16 protein-coding genes and 4 tRNA genes are annotated in these 15,298 nt (G+C 57.8%); 11 read left to right on the top strand and 9 right to left on the bottom strand.

Annotated features, from left to right (window positions below; translation table 11 throughout):
- Nucleotides 1-194: 194 nt before the first annotated feature.
- A complete protein-coding gene (gene ppgK / locus WMQ00_RS01665) occupies nucleotides 195-953 on the bottom strand; it encodes a polyphosphate--glucose phosphotransferase (protein ID WP_023021402.1) in 759 nt (252 codons plus the stop codon).
- Between ppgK and WMQ00_RS01660 the strand changes: the two genes are divergently transcribed.
- Together WMQ00_RS01660 and WMQ00_RS01655 are read left to right on the top strand one after the other, a co-directional pair.
- Nucleotides 952-1,839: an inositol monophosphatase family protein gene (locus WMQ00_RS01660; RefSeq protein ID WP_200288990.1), complete on the top strand. Its 888-nt coding sequence runs from the start codon at nucleotides 952-954 to the stop codon at nucleotides 1,837-1,839. The two genes, ppgK and WMQ00_RS01660, sit on opposite strands and share 2 nt — an antisense overlap.
- Before the next feature lie 112 nt (nucleotides 1,840-1,951).
- Nucleotides 1,952-2,242, top strand: a complete 291-nt coding sequence (locus WMQ00_RS01655; RefSeq protein ID WP_023021404.1) for a DUF4193 domain-containing protein — start codon at nucleotides 1,952-1,954, stop codon at nucleotides 2,240-2,242.
- 121 nt (nucleotides 2,243-2,363) lie between these two features.
- Here the strand turns inward: WMQ00_RS01655 and WMQ00_RS01650 are convergent, their stop codons facing one another.
- On the bottom strand, nucleotides 2,364-2,900 hold the full coding sequence (locus WMQ00_RS01650) for a DUF3093 domain-containing protein (RefSeq protein ID WP_340440605.1): 537 nt from the start codon (nucleotides 2,898-2,900) through the stop codon (nucleotides 2,364-2,366).
- Nucleotides 2,901-2,964: 64 nt separating this feature from the next.
- On the opposite strand from WMQ00_RS01650, the gene dut reads away from it, so the two are divergent.
- The 5 genes from dut to dxs all read left to right on the top strand — a co-directional run bounded on the left by dut (nucleotide 2,965) and on the right by dxs (nucleotide 8,450).
- Entirely contained in the window at nucleotides 2,965-3,438 is a 474-nt protein-coding gene (gene dut, locus WMQ00_RS01645; RefSeq protein ID WP_340440604.1) for a dUTP diphosphatase, read from the top strand.
- A 48-nt stretch (nucleotides 3,439-3,486) separates the two neighbouring features.
- Complete coding sequence (locus tag WMQ00_RS01640; protein WP_200288992.1) at nucleotides 3,487-4,434, top strand: DUF3710 domain-containing protein; 948 nt, start codon at nucleotides 3,487-3,489, stop codon at nucleotides 4,432-4,434.
- A 17-nt stretch (nucleotides 4,435-4,451) separates the two neighbouring features.
- Nucleotides 4,452-5,180 carry a DUF3159 domain-containing protein gene (locus tag WMQ00_RS01635; protein ID WP_340440603.1) on the top strand — a complete coding sequence of 243 codons (729 nt, stop codon included), beginning with the start codon at nucleotides 4,452-4,454 and terminating at the stop codon, nucleotides 5,178-5,180.
- The gene (locus tag WMQ00_RS01630) at nucleotides 5,173-6,396 is read left to right on the top strand and encodes a class I SAM-dependent RNA methyltransferase (RefSeq protein ID WP_340440602.1); all 1,224 of its coding nucleotides are present in this window, start codon (nucleotides 5,173-5,175) and stop codon (nucleotides 6,394-6,396) included. Before WMQ00_RS01635 ends, WMQ00_RS01630 begins: the two co-directional genes overlap by 8 nt.
- A 128-nt stretch (nucleotides 6,397-6,524) precedes the next feature.
- Nucleotides 6,525-8,450 (top strand): 1-deoxy-D-xylulose-5-phosphate synthase, encoded by a 1,926-nt coding sequence (gene dxs, locus WMQ00_RS01625; RefSeq protein ID WP_023021410.1) that lies wholly within the window; start codon nucleotides 6,525-6,527, stop codon nucleotides 8,448-8,450.
- 21 nt (nucleotides 8,451-8,471) lie between these two features.
- On the opposite strand, the gene WMQ00_RS01620 is transcribed toward dxs, so the two are convergent.
- Together WMQ00_RS01620 and WMQ00_RS01615 are read right to left on the bottom strand one after the other, a co-directional pair.
- Entirely contained in the window at nucleotides 8,472-9,716 is a 1,245-nt protein-coding gene (locus WMQ00_RS01620) for an HRDC domain-containing protein (RefSeq protein WP_340440601.1), read from the bottom strand.
- Nucleotide 9,717: 1 nt separating this feature from the next.
- On the bottom strand, nucleotides 9,718-10,311 hold the full coding sequence (locus tag WMQ00_RS01615; protein WP_232212620.1) for a DUF3000 domain-containing protein: 594 nt from the start codon (nucleotides 10,309-10,311) through the stop codon (nucleotides 9,718-9,720).
- Nucleotides 10,312-10,524: 213 nt separating this feature from the next.
- Here WMQ00_RS01615 and hemQ point away from each other — a divergent pair, with 213 nt between their 5' ends.
- Nucleotides 10,525-11,226: a hydrogen peroxide-dependent heme synthase gene (hemQ, locus tag WMQ00_RS01610; RefSeq protein ID WP_034655844.1), complete on the top strand. Its 702-nt coding sequence runs from the start codon at nucleotides 10,525-10,527 to the stop codon at nucleotides 11,224-11,226.
- Between the two features lie 108 nt (nucleotides 11,227-11,334).
- Here the strand turns inward: hemQ and msrB are convergent, their stop codons facing one another.
- The 5 genes from msrB to WMQ00_RS01585 all read right to left on the bottom strand — a co-directional run bounded on the left by msrB (nucleotide 11,335) and on the right by WMQ00_RS01585 (nucleotide 14,745).
- Entirely contained in the window at nucleotides 11,335-11,757 is a 423-nt protein-coding gene (gene msrB / locus WMQ00_RS01605; protein ID WP_023021414.1) for a peptide-methionine (R)-S-oxide reductase MsrB, read from the bottom strand.
- Between the two features lie 144 nt (nucleotides 11,758-11,901).
- Entirely contained in the window at nucleotides 11,902-12,918 is a 1,017-nt protein-coding gene (locus WMQ00_RS01600) for a glycosyltransferase family 87 protein (protein WP_340440600.1), read from the bottom strand.
- A 6-nt stretch (nucleotides 12,919-12,924) separates the two neighbouring features.
- Entirely contained in the window at nucleotides 12,925-13,623 is a 699-nt protein-coding gene (locus WMQ00_RS01595) for a pyrimidine reductase family protein (RefSeq protein ID WP_248098629.1), read from the bottom strand.
- 72 nt (nucleotides 13,624-13,695) lie between these two features.
- Nucleotides 13,696-14,598, bottom strand: a complete 903-nt coding sequence (locus WMQ00_RS01590) for a DMT family transporter (RefSeq protein ID WP_259824632.1) — start codon at nucleotides 14,596-14,598, stop codon at nucleotides 13,696-13,698.
- A 72-nt stretch (nucleotides 14,599-14,670) separates the two neighbouring features.
- Nucleotides 14,671-14,745 (bottom strand) — tRNA-Val (locus tag WMQ00_RS01585).
- Between the two features lie 245 nt (nucleotides 14,746-14,990).
- Between WMQ00_RS01585 and WMQ00_RS01580 the strand changes: the two genes are divergently transcribed.
- The 3 genes from WMQ00_RS01580 (at nucleotide 14,991) to WMQ00_RS01570 (ending at nucleotide 15,298) form a co-directional block, all read left to right on the top strand.
- Nucleotides 14,991-15,066 (top strand) — tRNA-Gly (locus tag WMQ00_RS01580).
- Between the two features lie 46 nt (nucleotides 15,067-15,112).
- Nucleotides 15,113-15,184 (top strand) — tRNA-Val (locus WMQ00_RS01575).
- A 38-nt stretch (nucleotides 15,185-15,222) separates the two neighbouring features.
- Nucleotides 15,223-15,298: transfer RNA gene (locus WMQ00_RS01570), tRNA-Gly, on the top strand.

Raw genomic sequence — 15,298 nt, 5'->3', positions numbered from 1 at the left:
CCTTTCGACTTACTTCTTGATTAAAACAGCTCAGTGCGCCCTAGCTGGGCGCTCGTCCATCACTGTGATGTTAACGCGCTGTGGCCTTATGCAGGCCAGACACGCCTTAGAGCTATTTAACTTAGGATCGACCGCCCAGTATAGAGGATCTTTCTACTCTGCCGGTGGATAGGGTCACCAGCAGTGCATAAATTTTATGGTTTCAAGCCCTCTACCGCCGCCATTGCGGCACCAACAATCCCTGCACGATTGCGCAATTGTGCAGGCATGACGGGGGTGGCAATGTCAAGGTGCGGGCCCCACTTTTCAAACTTGCGCGAGATACCACCCCCAATGAGGAAAGCCTGCGGGTTAAAAAGCTTTTCATACTCCGCAAGGACCTTATTTAACCGCTTAGCCCAGTGCTTGTACTTGAGCCCTTCGCGGTCCTTGACGGCCGAAGATGCAATCCTTTCGGCTTCATCATCGCCCACCAGCATGTGCCCTAGCTCGGTATTGGGAAAGAGCTGACCATTCAAGAAGAAGGCCGAACCAATGCCGGTCCCCAGAGTCAAAAAGATTACGGAGCCCTGCTTGGCGATGTCCTCTCCGTAGGCAACCTCGGCTAGTCCCGCCGCGTCGGCGTCGTTAAGCACGGCAAAATCCGCATCCAAGTAATCAGCGAATAGCTCTGTAGCATTAATGCCAATCCATTCCTTGGAAATATTCGCTGCCGTTTCTACCTCTTGGTTGCGGACAACGGAAGGCAGGGTAATGCCTACTGGGCCTTCCCACTGCTTTTCCTGGATGATCTGGGCTACCACCTTGGCAACATCGTGCGGAGTCGATGGCTGCGGCGTGGCGATTTTCATACGCTCGCCCACGAATTCGCCGGTGGCAAGGTCCACCTCTGCGCCCTTAATGCCCGAACCGCCGACATCGACGCCAAAAGAATGTCCAGAAAGAGTAGTCATGCCCGACAGTGTAGAAGAAGGCACAATAGTTGGCATGACTGAGCACATCGATTTTCTCCAATTGCGGGATTTTGCCGTCTCTACCGCCACGCGAGCGGCCGAACTAATTGCCGCCCGGCGCGCAGAGCTTGTCGCCGGTGATGGCATCGCGGCGCATACCAGCACCAAGTCCAGTGATGTGGATCCGGTAACTGAGGTCGACACCGCCACAGAGGAATTCATTGCCACCACCATTCGTACCCAACGCCCAGGGGATGGAATCTTTGGGGAAGAAGGCGCCAATGTGGAATCCACCAGCGGTGTTACCTGGATAGTGGATCCGATTGATGGCACCGTAAATTTCCTCTACGGGGTGCCGGATTTTGCAGTTTCTATCGGTGCGGAATATCAGGGGCGCCTGGTAGCTGGCGCGGTGGTCAACGTGGCCCGCGGGCGCACTTATGCAGCCGCGGCCGGTCAGGGCGCCACGGTCACCGGCCCGGACGGGAAGGCGCACCCATTGCAGTGCGCCCACACCAAAAATCCCGCGTTGGCATTGGTAGCCACTGGCTTCGGATACGATGCCCAACGGAGAGCAGCGCAAGCCGAGCTGCTCACCAAGCTCTTGCCCCAGGTACGAGATATTCGCCGCATCGGTGCTGCCGCGCTGGATTTATGTCGCGTAGCTGAGGGCACGGTTGATGCCTACTTTGAGCACGGCATCAATGCTTGGGATTTTGCCGCCGGGGCAATTATTGCCCGCGAAGCAGGCGCGGTGGTGCACCATCCAGGCTTTGAGAAGGGGTCTGCTCAGGGCGAACTTACCTGGGCCGCGGGGGCAGATTTGGCCCCCGCCTTTGAGGAACTTTTGGCAGCACACAACGCCACAGGCGCGTTGCGGGGGTAATAGTTTTCCACGCTAACGGCCGGTGAGATGACATCTAGCCATTTGTGCTTTACTATGCGCGATCGATAATTACCCATTCCTTAAAGCAATTTGACCATTAGGGGCGTGCATTATGGCCACCGATTATGACGCACCGCGCCGGCGCGCGGAAGATGAACTCGAAACTGACTCCCTAGAGGGGCTCAAAGCCGCTGAAAGCGACAACAACGGCATGGACGATGACGGAGAAATCGTCGAATCGTTCCAGCCGCCAACAGTTGACCTTACCGGTGAGGAGCTCAATGTTGAGGTAGTTCCCCGCCAAGAAGACGAGTTTACCTGCGGCTCTTGTTTCCTAGTGCAGTCCAATAAGCGCTATTCCCACGATGAGGATGGCCAGCCTATCTGTAAGGACTGTGCTTAAAGGAAGTCGCAGCAGTAAAGAAACCCCGCACACGGCAACTTGCTTAAAGCCGAGTGCGGGGTTTGGTGTTGTGGCCGCCTCGAATCTGCCGGTTCGAGGATGCCTACAAAGTCTTTAAAATTTAGTGCTGTTCCGGCAGGAAGGCATGGAGTAAAGCTTCTGGGTCCTTCGAAGCGATGAGCCAATAAGGGGTATCGTCCTCAGGATCATTGAGCACCATCATGGCGTGCTCATCCATCCAAGCGTGGGAGACCAAGAACGCCGCGGGATCGAATTGCGGGCCTAGCGCATTACGCCGTGCAGATTTAGGAACCGTGATAGACCGCGAGACCACGTCGTTGGGTAGTTGGGCGTCTTTGACTGAGAGCCAACGCGTTCCGTCTGGGTCACGCTCTACCACGATGACCGTATTGGACCACGTAATAAGTACCCACACGGCGATGGCGCCAAGGAGTATTGCAGGAATAATGGTCCACCACATGGAGCGGTTTAGCCCGGCGGTAGCAGAAGTAAGTGCCACGATGCCGGCGGCAAAAAGCCAAAAGCACCAAGGCACCCATTGGCGTTCACGGTAGAGCACCTGAGGGGCCATCGTGCCCTGCGCAGAAGCGGAGCTCGACGGTGCCGGAGTTGCGGAAGAAGCAGATGTATCAGACACGTCTAGCTAGTCTAGTCCACACGCACCGCAGAATGAACCTGCTAAGGCAGGTAGGATTGGCCAGGTGACTGACTCGTTTCCATATTCTCAGCCAGAAAGCCCTTTCGGCGATATTAAAGTCAAGCGTCTAGACAAGGAGCTTCCGCTGCCGAAACGCGCCCATCGCGGCGACGCTGGTGCGGACCTCTACGCAGCAGAAGCACTTACGTTGCAACCCGGCGAGCGCGCCCTTGTAGGCACCGGGATTGCAATTGCGCTGCCACTAGGAACAGTCGGTTTGATTCATCCACGGTCCGGGTTGGCTGCTAAACAAGGGCTTTCGGTAGTTAATACTCCGGGGACAGTGGATGCTGACTACCGCGGGGAAATCAAAGTCTGCCTTATCAACCACGACCGGCATACCCCAATCGAAATCGAACGCGGAATGCGTATCGCTCAGCTCGTGGTCCAGTGCGTTGAACTAGTGGGATTTGCTGAGGTCGAAGAATTGGATGACACCGACCGGGGAGCCGGTGGCTATGGCTCTACCGGCGTGTAGCTAAAGCAATAGAGACTTAACGAAACTTCTAGAAAGGATGTAGCAACCATGGGAATCTGGCCCTTTGGCAAGAAGAACGAGGATGCGAAGAAGGAGCAGGCAAAGCCTGCAGCAAAGGGCGAAAAGCCGGTGGGCCCCGAGTCCGTGGATAAAGATGCCCAGGAATCATATCCTCCGGTAGAAGATACCGCAGCCGATGCCGCGGCCGCTTCTGGCAATGAATCACGCGAATTTGCCCATGACGCTATCAACGGTCAGACCGGCCCCTTTGATGGTGACTCCGTAGATATCGAAACTTTCGATTTCAGCGACTTTTCCATCGGCATTTTAGATTTGGGCTCTCTGCGCATCCCACTGCCAAAGGAATCCCAGGTACAAGTAGAAATGGGCGAGCAAGGCCCGCGGATGCTGCACATCGTAACCAAGGTGGGCCGAATTACCCCCGTAGCCTTTGCCGCCCCACGCAAGCCGGGCCAGTGGGCAGAATCCGTCGAGGAGATCAGGGAAGGCATGAGCCGCGACGGTCTCACCGTTACTACCGAGCCAGGCCCGTGGGGTGCTGAGGTCGTGGGTAAAAACGACAATGGCCAGGTTCGCGTCATCGGTGCAGATGGCCCACGGTGGATGCTGCGCATGACGCTGGCGGCACCGGCAGGAATGGAAGCTGACCTGGCAGAAATGGCCCGCGAGGTAGCCGCGCGCACCTTTGTCTACCGTGGAGAAGACCCCATCTTGGCCGGAAACGCTTTGCCGGTCATCATGCCCGAGCAGCTCGTAGAGCAAGTCAAGCAGGCCATGGACCAGCGCCAGCAGGAGCAGCAGGCAGCCGCTAATGCCCAGAACCACCCAGAAAACGGCGTTGGCGGTCCAGACCCTGCAGCAGAAGCAGAGGCGGAACAGCACTTGCGCGATTTGGGCGGCACCCCACAGGAGGGGGAGAATGGATCGTCCCCGCAGGACCCCGATGAGGGTTCTGCACCTACTTCCAAAGACTAGGCAAAGCAGTAAACCACGTGACACATTCTTCCTCGCCGCAGTCCTCCCAGGACGCAAAGAACCTTGACGCTAATGAGTCTCAAGCCGAACCCACCCTATTGGAACAAATGGGTGGGCTATCCGGGCTCGTTTCCGCTACCTTGCCGGTCCTTGTGCTGATTCCAGTCAATAACTTTTTTGGGCTGGGCCCAGCCCTCGGAGCGGCGCTTGGTGTAGCCGTTGCTATCGCTATCTGGAGGGTGCTTCGCAAAGAGACCCTTCAGCCAGCCATATCGGGGCTTTTGGGCGTCGCTCTGTGTGCGGCAATCGCCTGGTTTACCGGTGATGCCAAAGGGTATTTCTTGTACGGTATCTGGATGTCGTTGGCGCTATGCATTGCCGCCGTACTCTCGATCCTATTCCGGTGGCCCGCGGTGGGCGTTATCTGGAAGGGGATTAACGGCGAGGAAACGCAGTGGCAGAAGATTACCCCAGCGCGCCGGGCCTATGCCATAGCTACCGGTGGGTGGGCGGTAATCTTTCTCGCCCGTTTTATTGTCCAGCGCGCCATCTATGATGCCGATGCAACTACAGCATTGGGAGTGACCAGAATCCTAATGGGATGGCCCCTGACCCTTCTGGTAACGGCGCTTACCGTGTGGATGGTGCGGCGCGCGGACACAGCTGTGGAGGAAGCTACAGGCGCGGGTGAGCGTACGCAGGCACAACCAGAACCACTACAAGAGGCCGAGGTAGAAAATGACTGAACCTACGATTAGCCGGGGCGATATTCTTGAGGTGAGAATTGACCGCATGGCACACGGCGGGGTAGGAATCGGCCAGGCGCCTGATGGGCGAGTTGTATTTGTTCCACGCGCATTTCCAGGAGACGTCGTTAAGGCTAAGGCCGGCCGAGTCAAGAAGTCGTTCATTAAGGCGGACCTGGACAGTGTAGTGACCCCGGGTGCGCTGCGCGTGCCATCGTCGTGCCCAGCTGCGGAACAAGGGGCAGGCTGCTGCGATTTTGCAGAGCTAGATCCTGCGGCCGAAACTGGGATTAAGGCAGAAATCTTAGCGGAGCAGCTGCGCCGCACTGGCGTTAAAACCAGTGCGGGCCTAGACATTGAACAACACACCCTAGAGCCGGTGAGGGGCTGGCGCACTCGGGTTCGGTGGGGCGTCGACAAGCAAGGGCGTGCTGGAACCCGTGAGCGTCGGTCCAATGAGCTCGTTACGGCAGCCGCCTGTACGCAGCTGGCTCCGGGATTGGCAGACGGCCTCGTCGGAGAAGGCGCACGTCGTTTTACCCCAGGTGCAGAGGTCATTGCTGTTGTCGATGGCGCGGGAGACCGCCATGTAGTAGAAACCCGCAAAGCCCCGCGCGGACGCCGCGTAGAGACCATCCGTGAGGTGGTAGAAGGCAGCGGCCAAGTGCAAGAACATGTGGGTAGTAGGACGTTTAGCTTCCCCGCCACTGCCTTTTGGCAAGCCCATAGTCAGGCGCCGGCAGCGTATACCCAGCTGGTAACTGAGTGGCTCGGTCAACGTGAGTACCAGGAACGTACCGCCTGGGATCTTTATGGCGGCGTTGGGCTTTTCGTTCCAGCACTGGCAGCAGCCGTGCAGGGCAAGGTCATCTCCGTGGATTATTCGCCAGCGGCAACGGCAGCGGAGCAGCCCTGCCTGGCGGACTGCGATGTGGAACTAAAATCCGCGAAGGTGGAGCAGGTTGCTGTGCAGTTACCTAAACCAGGCGCTGTAGTCCTCGATCCCCCACGCACCGGCGCAGGCAAAGACGTGATTCGTTCCGTGGCGGCCGCTGCACCCCAAGCGGTCGTGCACGTGGGATGTGACCCAGCCACCTTTGCTCGCGATCTGCATTACTGGGACGAACACGGGTACGGGATTGAAAAAATGGCGCTCATTAACGCGTTTCCCGGAACGCATCACTTCGAAACGATTGCGCTCATTACCCCTGCCTAATGCGCCGCATAGGTGCCCAGGCGCGGCCGGGTACGGTGCCGCGCCCTAGCCGGAATATAATATTCACCGCCCGCCGCGGGTACGGTAGAAAAGAAGAACTAAGCACAGAAGGAGTTGAAGGCCGCTCCATGACTATCTTGGATACCATTAACTCGCCGCAGGATCTCAAGGCACTGTCCGCAGACAAGCTTGAAGAGCTTGCGGCAGAGATTCGGCAGCGTCTCATTGATAAGGTTTCCGTCACAGGCGGACATTTGGGTCCCAACTTGGGCGTGGTGGAACTGACCATAGCGTTGCACCGCGTATTTGATTCCCCGCGCGAGCCCATTATTTTTGATACCTCGCACCAGTCTTATGTGCATAAAATGCTTACCGGTCGCACCGATCAATTCGATACCTTGCGGCAAAAAGATGGTCTTTCGGGGTACACGGACCGCGGCGAGTCCGAGCATGACTGGACCGAGTCCTCGCACGCTTCGGCCTCGCTGTCTACGGTGGATGGCTTGTCAAAGGCCTTTAAAATCCGCGGCGATGGTCACCGCAACGTTATCGGCGTCGTTGGTGATGGCGCCCTGACCGGCGGTATGTGCTGGGAGGCACTCAACAATATCTCCGAGGACAAGGACCGCAATGCGGTGATTGTGGTCAATGACAATGGCCGCAGCTATTCGCCCACCATCGGTGGCCTCTCGGAAAATCTTGGTCGTATCCGCTCTCAGCACGGCTATGACGAACTTATGGAGCAGGGCAAGCGCCGCCTGAAACAAATGGGTTGGGTAGGCGAGCGAGCCTTCGATGCCCTGCATGCCATGAAAGAAGGCGTCAAGTCTACGGTCTTGCCAACCGAGATGTTCCCGGAACTAGGCATGAAGTACATCGGTCCCATTAACGGGCACGATATCGATAGCTTGGTGCATGCCCTGACCTATGCCCGCGATTATGACGGACCCATCATTGTGCATGTGGTTACTGAAAAGGGCCATGGGTTTGCCCCAGCCGTCAATGAGCCAAAGGATCAGATGCACTCAACCGGTGCTATTGATCCGGTCACCGGTGTGGCAAAAGGAACTAAGCAGCCTGGCTGGACCGCAGCTTTTTCAGAAGAGCTTGTAGCTGCTGCTGAAAAACGCGAAGACATTGTGGCCATTACCGCTGCCATGGCAGGGCCGACTGGGCTCACGCCGTTCCAAGAGCGCTTTCCTGAACGCTTCTTTGACGTGGGAATCGCAGAGCAGCACGCGATGACCTCCGCCTCTGGTCTCGCGCTCGGGGGTATGCACCCGGTCGTGGCGGTATATTCCACCTTTTTAAATCGAGCCGTGGATCAGGTCATTATGGATATTGCGCTGCTGAAGCTGCCAGTAACCATCGTGCTCGACCGGTCCGGGGTTACCGGTTCCGATGGAGCATCACACAATGGTGTGTGGGATATGGCGCTGATGAGCATCGTACCGGGCATACACATTGCCGCCCCGCGCGATGGCGCGCGCCTGCGGGAGCTCTTACGGGAGTCGCTAGAAATCGAATCCGGCCCCTCCGTAGTTCGTTTCCCTAAAGGCAACCTGCTGCCGGATATGGATGCGGTAGAAACCTTGGGGGATGGCGTCGACATCCTCCACTACGGCGAAGCCGACGCTGGCGAGGACACCCCAGAGGTGCTTATCGTCTCTATCGGTGCCATGTCCGCGCGCAGCATCGAGGCAGCGAAGCTGCTCGGAGAGCAAGGCGTTAACGTAACCGTCGTTGACCCGCGTTGGGTTGTGCCGGTTCCAAGTTCTATTGTGGCACTCGCCGCTGACCACGATCTGGTGGTTACGGCAGAAGACGGCCTTGTACGCGGCGGTATTGGCTCCATGATTTCTGAAGCCCTCAGCGCAGCCGAGGTAAATACCCCTGTGCGCCGACTTGGCGTTCCGGGATACTTCCCTAAGCACGGCTCGCGCGGCGAGGTCCTAGAGGAATTCGGGCTTACCCCTGAACTTATGGCGGCCTCGATTAGCGAGTGGGTAGAAAACTTCACTGCTGATGCCAATGAGCTGGGAAATGAAGGCTAGGCCTGTCCTGATAAATATCTTCTAGAAAAGACCGTCCACGATAAGCGGGGCGGTCAATTCTATTTGCCATTCGCGCGCGCCTTCCGCGCGGAGAAACGCAGCGACGTCGTCTGGCTGGCGGATGGAACCGGCAACAGAATCAGGTCCGCGGTGGCGTTTATCAGCACGTACCCCTACCTTCGCCCATACTGCGGCGCGCACGGTGGCGGGGCGGATAATAAGCTCGGAGGACATTCCAAGATCATCGCCTAGTTCCGCGATGTCGGCGCGAATAGTTTGATATATCTCCCAGAGATCAGGGTAGTCCTTAGTCCAGATGGTCTTGGAAGGGACCGGACGCGGGGTACGGTGCACGCGAGGCCGCTGGTGCGGGGGAATGGCGCGCGCCTGGTTTAGCACCGCCATCCAGCGGGCGGTGGCCCCCTTGCGCCGGCGGGGAAAACCCTTGATGCGGGCCAAATCGCTGCCAGAGGTGGGGAGAGCGCGCGCAATTTCTACCAGCGTCTTATTCGCTAAAACCCGGCCGGGTGCAGTATCGGTGCGCCGAGCTATTGCGTCCCGTTTGAGCCATAGCGCACGAGCGGCGGTAAGCTGGCTGCCGTTGCGCAGGTTGGAGACTCCCTTTAGGTCGCGCCAAGTAGGTGGCTGCGGGTGAGTATCACCGGCATGCTCGCGGACAATGGAGGAAAATTCCTCTAGCGCCCAATCCATTTTGTCTTGTTCGGCCAAGATATCGCGTAGTGAATCGGCAAGCTCGAGGAGCAGCTCCACATCTAGTGCGGCATAGGCCTTGAGTTCCTCGCTGAGCTGCGGGGTTGACCAGTCAGCGTCGCCGTAGCCTTTTTCTAATTCGATATCAAAAAGCTCTGCAACCATTGTGCCCAGATTCGGGCGGTCGAAACCAGCGAGCCGCGCCGCTAGCTCGGTATCAAAGATGGAGCCGGGGAATAGCCCAAGCCACCCTAGGCAGGGCAAATCCGAATGCGCGGCATGAATTATCCATTCCGCCCCGTTGAGTACTGGGGCGAGGGCAGCGGTGAGCTCCGCGCGATGGCCTTCAGGGGCAAAAAGCATGGTGCCTGCGCCGCAGCGGCGAATTTGAACTACGAAGGCGCGGTCATCGTAGCGATAACCAGAGGCGCGTTCAGTATCGATGGCAAACGGGCCCGTACCTGCAGCTAGGCGTGCGGCGGCAGCGGTGAATTCATCCCGGGTAGCAAGGACCGCCGGGATGCCCTCTACCGGCCGGCTGCGCAATTCTGGCATTCTAGTGGCCGAGCTTGGTAACGCCCTCAGGAGGGAGGCCGGCAACGTTAGCCAATACCTTTGCAAAAGCCTGCACGTGAGGCGCCAGATCGAGGCCTTCAGCGGTCCACGAAGCACGCATTTCAATTTGATAGGCGCGCGGTGGGCCACCAATCTCCCCAAATCGAACGGACGCGGTAGAGGTGACGGTGCCACCCAAGTTGGTGTGGTCGGCGCCTTCCTCTTCTAGGCCTTCATTGAGCCACTGCCAAGCCACATCGGGCAAGAGCGGATCTCCTGCTACGGCATCATCCATATCGGCCTGAATATACGCCACAAGGCGCATAGCGCCCTCCCAGGCTTCCTCAGCACCCGGATCGTGGAGCAAGATAAGGCGGCCAAATGCATCGCCTTCCGCATCAGTGGGCACGATGTCTGGGTTGTCTTCGCCTCCCACCTCGAGGCCGATAGCGTGGCTAAACGGCGCAAGGCGCTGCGGTGGGCGAATGGAGCCCAGGGTTATCTCGGGGCGCAGGTCGGCCGCGTGCATTGACTCCACTGCTTGGGTGAATGCGGCGGGGGTAGCTGGTTCGTGGCTTTCCGCTTGCCTGTGCAAAGGAGTGGGGGCGGAAGCCTCGGCGCTGCGTGGGGTGGTCGATTCGGAATTGCTCACGACGTTCAAGCTATAGTTTCCCAGCCTCTAGCTGGGGGAGGCGCGCCGATGCGAGAGCGTGTCGGCATCCCCGCGGCGGGGGAAGTGACAAGGTTTCATATCCAACTTATGATGGATATGTCCGATTACCCAGAGGCTTTGGCAAAGGAGAACGCAATGGCGAAGCTAGACTACAAGGAACTCAATGCGGTTCAGCAATATTCCCAGCACGCAGTTTTTAAGGTGATCCCGGGGGCGCTCGGCACCGAGCGAGCGGAAATCATCGCCCAAGCGCAGAAGTTCTTCGCCGACGTTGAAGAGGCTGGCAAAGTGACGGTGCGCGGTATCTATGACCTCACGGCTATGCGCGATTCTGCTGATTTTATGATCTGGTGGCACGCCGAGGAATTCTCTGACCTGCAGAAGGTCTTTGGGGACTTTCGCCGCGAGACCACCTTGGGCCAGGTTAGCGAAGTGACCTGGGTAGGCAACGCTTTGCACCGTCCAGCGGAGTTTAATAAGTCGCACCTGCCGTCTTTCATCATGGGCGAGGAGCCAAAGGAGTGGATTTCGGTCTATCCCTTCGTGCGCTCCTATGACTGGTACACCATGGACGAGGAAAAGCGCCGCCGCATCCTTATGGAGCACGGCATGCAAGCGCGTGATTATCCTGATGTGCGAGCTAATACCGTACCGGCTTTTGCGTTGGGTGACTACGAGTGGATTCTGGCCTTTGAGGCGGATGAGCTCCACCGTATCGTCGACCTGATGTACCTGATGCGCTATACCGAAGCCCGTCACCACGTGCGCGAGGAAATTCCTTTCCACACCGGCCGTCGCGTCAAGGACGTGGCAGAACTCATTGCAGTACTGCCCTAAAGGAAACGCCGCCTAGCAGAAGCACTGCTTGGCGACGTCCCGGGCTGCGCCCCTTTCACTAGCCTGGCAGCCAGGCTGTTGACGGGGCGTAAGTTGTGGCGGGGCCCTTTAAGCGGTGCCACCTTCTACCGGTTTTTCCTCCAGGTCAAGGCAAATGGAGTTAATGCAATAGCGAAGGTCAGTAGGGGTGTCGTAGCCCTCGCCCTCAAAGACGTGGCCTAGGTGCGATTCGCAGTTGGCACACAAGACCTCTACTCGGCGCATGCCTAGCGAGTTATCTTCTCGCTCGATGATCTTGTCTCCGGCAAGCGGGGAGAAGAAAGACGGCCAGCCACAATGGGACTCAAACTTTTCCGTGGAACGGAAAAGCTCCGCTCCACACGCGCGGCAAGAATAGACACCCTCGGTAGTGGTATTGGTGTACTCGCCTACATGGGGCGGCTCCGTACCTGCCTCACGCAGAACATAGTATTCCTCGGGGCTTAAGCGCTGGCGCCATTCGGTATCAGCAATGAGCTTGAAATCGGTCATGGGCCGAGTCTAAACCGCTCTGCGCGCGGCACGCCACCAGCCAGCGACCGTAGCGAAAATTGCGACGATAAGCAGCGCCCATCCTGCCGTGGCCGTGAAAAAATTCATCCACCGTCCAGCATCCGGGTGCGCTGTAGACGCCCACTAGACCGGAGCCAAAAAGAGAAATGCCGCCAACCACGCTCCCGCGGAATGAAATACCGAGCGCGGGAGCACAACGGTAAACATCAGCGGGAAAAGCCACATGGAATAGTACTGCTGGCCTAGGGAAGACAGGAAGAAAATTCCCACCATTATCGCCCCGCTAGTGGTCAGTGCCCACAAGGTTGGGTCGGAGTTGCGCCAGCGTAAAAGCCCGAGAATCGCTGCGGCCGTAAGGCCGGCAAAAATCAGCCACACGGTCCAATACAACCCGGCGCCAAAATTAACGTAGGCGTGGAAACCCGCCCAGGAAGAATTGGCATAGTCACGAGTTTCCGAAAGATAGGGCAGCAGCTTTTCGAAAAAGCCGCTGGCGCCCGGCACCACCGGCCACGCCAGTAGATTGAGAATCACCGGAACTCCGATGCCCTCGGCGAGACTGCGCCACTGGAGCTTTACCAAGGGCAGGAAGAGCAGCGGCGCAAACTGCGGCTTAATGACGATGGCAAGGCCAATGACCACGCCTGCCACCCAGCCCAACCACGGGGTGCGCTCGGCCCGCAAAAAGGCCCACAAAAACACGGCCAGACACAGCAAGAGAACGCCGTTGATATTGGTAAAGGCAAGCGTATTGGTCACTGACTCCGTGACAAACGCCAGCGCAATAGATACCGGCCACACGGGCGAGGTGAGCTTGCGGTCCACTATAAGGGTAAGCACCGCCAGTGCCGCGATGATCGCGGCCGCATTCGCCACGATGAATAGTCCTCGCGCAAGTGAGAAGTCTAGGTGCCCTAATGGCGCAAGCAGCAGCGTGGCTCCCGGGGTATACAGATACAGCGGGTCAACGTGGTTATAGGCCTGCTCGTAGACCGGCTGGCTGCTGGACATGCGCGCCACCGCGTTATACACGGTGGTGAAATCATCCGTTGGCGTGCCGTTGCGCGCAATGATGAATACGCGGTGCACAACGAGCAATACGGCCACGGGCCAAGCGGCAACATTGATTCGGGAATTCACGGGCCCTTAGTCTACGTCCTCGCGGGTGCGGGAATACCGCAGAAACACCGTGCCATCCGTATCGGCCGCGACATTTTCCAACTGCATGCGGCGGTGGGAATGCTCGCCCTTAAAAGTAGCCATCGGAGTCTCTACGCCGGTAGACAGATGCGGATCCAGGGTCAAATACATCTGGTCAATCGCATCGGCGTCTACCAACTGCCCAATCATTCCTGGACCGCCTTCACATAGCACGCGCTTAAACCCGCGATCCTTCAGGACGGATATGTAGTCGCGCACGCTTCCTTCACCGGCATCGCAGACCTCCGCCCCCGTGCTTTCAATAGCCTCGATTCGGGTAACGATGTCTTCATCCTCCCAGCTGCTGTGTGGGGCCAAGATGACAGGTGGGGTAGTAAAGTCTGTAAAAAAGTCCGAGTCGATATCGAAATCAAGGCTGCGAGAAGGCACTGCAATAGGAGCTGGGCGCGAGCCATCGGTGCTAGGAACAACGCCGGAGTAATCTTCTGCGCGCACCGTTTGCGCGCCCACCAACACCACGTCTGCCCAGTCCCGTAGAGCTGCAAAAAGTTGTCCATCGGTGTCATTTCCCATGTCTTCTGAGACATGGTTCATCGTCGCCGATCCGGTCAACGTGCTGACCATATTCGTACGGATGGTGAATGTGTCGCGGGAATCAGGACCCAAAAGCGAAGAGATATCCATGTCATCCCAGTGTAGCCAGAGCGGCGAGTGCCCAGCATGGCAATAACAGCGCCATAACCTCAGCAAGACGGGCTACACCAGACGGATGAGAATCACACCGGCCAGTATCACTGCAATGCCGGCTACCTGGCGCAGCGTTACGCGGGCGCCACGCAAGCGATCAATAAGTACGGACCCCAGCATGGAGCCGAGGAGCGTCGCAACCACGGTAAGCCCCGTTCCCAGCTGCGGTACTAAGGCCGCGTTGCCAAAAACAAACAAGGCACCCAGGACGCCACCAACCCACATCCACCAGGGATTGTTCTTCCCCTCGGGGCGCTCAATGCGAGGTCGCCAGCGTAGAACAATATTCACAATGGCAAGGGCAGATACCCCGACGCTAAAAGAAACTAAAGCCGCGCTAACAGGTGAGCCAGTAATCTGGCCCAGGTGACCATTGATCGCGGATTGGCTTGCCGTAAAACAGCCAAAAACAAACCCCGCTAAGCGCCACATCCACAGCGCTGTGGCACTGTCCTCATGCTTCGTGGGCGCGCCGGGGCCGGCGACGATGGCGATTACTCCGCCTAGGACGATGAGAGCCCCTAGCATGCGAACCACGGTCAGCGGGGATATAGGGGAGTCAAAGAGCCCAAGGTGATCGATGACGAGCCCCATGATGATCTGACCGGCGATGGGAAGAACTACGGTCTGGACGGCACCCAAGTGGGGAAATAGGAGAATATTCCCAGTAAGCGCAACTACGCCGAGCAAACCGCCGAACCATATCCACAGTGGTTGGCCAGCTGTGCGGGAAAGGCCGAATTCACCGCCGGTGACAGCGGTGGCGATAACGAGCAAGGTCACCGTGCCCACGGCGAAAGAGATAAGCGAAGAAGAAAAGGGCGTGCCTGTTGACAAGCGCAAGCGCGTATTAACCAGGGTCTGTACGGGCAAAACAAGCCCAGCAAAAATGCCTAAAAGGATCCACAACACGACGGAACACCTTACCGGCACACAAAGAAACCCGCCCAAGCTACCTGTGAAGTGGAGTGCAGGGCGGGGAAGTGGTGGTCCTAACTGGGATTGAACCAGTGACCTTTCCGGTGTGAACGGAACGCTCTCCCACTGAGCTATAGGACCGTGCGGTGGCTAAATGTACACCGCTTGAAATTCAAATACCTAATTGGCTGCGTAGGGCTACTCATGAGCGGGAGGCGGCTGGGCGCCTGCGGTCCACAAGAATCACACCGGTGTGATTTGGGAACGTACAAACGTGGAATATCGGCGGTTAAAAGCAAGGCGCTGGGCTGGGGATTTGGAAACTGGCGCGGAGCACGATAATGTTTCTTCTCGCACCGCAACGGAATAAAAGTTTGCGGCGCAATGCGGATGTAGCGCAGTTGGTAGCGCATCACCTTGCCAAGGTGAGGGTCGCGAGTTCGAGTCTCGTCATCCGCTCCACGCTTTTCAAAGGGCTACCTGTGAAGAGTGATTCTAAGTGAATAGCGCGCGATTAGCTCAGTGGGAGAGCGCTTCCCTGACACGGAAGAGGTCACTGGTTCAATCCCAGTATCGCGCACAAGGACTTTGTCCTAGAAACCGGGCCTGGTTTCGCATGCGGATGTAGCGCAGTTGGTAGCGCATCACCTTGCCAAGGTGAGGGTCGCGAGTTCGAGTCTCGTCATCCGCTCCA

Origin of the sequence: Corynebacterium sp. KPL2825, from assembly GCF_037908445.1 — a bacterium.
In the GTDB taxonomy this organism is placed as follows: Bacteria; Actinomycetota; Actinomycetes; order Mycobacteriales; family Mycobacteriaceae; genus Corynebacterium; species Corynebacterium kefirresidentii.
Note: the sequence above shows the minus strand (reverse complement) of the source record. Positions and strands in the feature narration are given on the sequence as shown.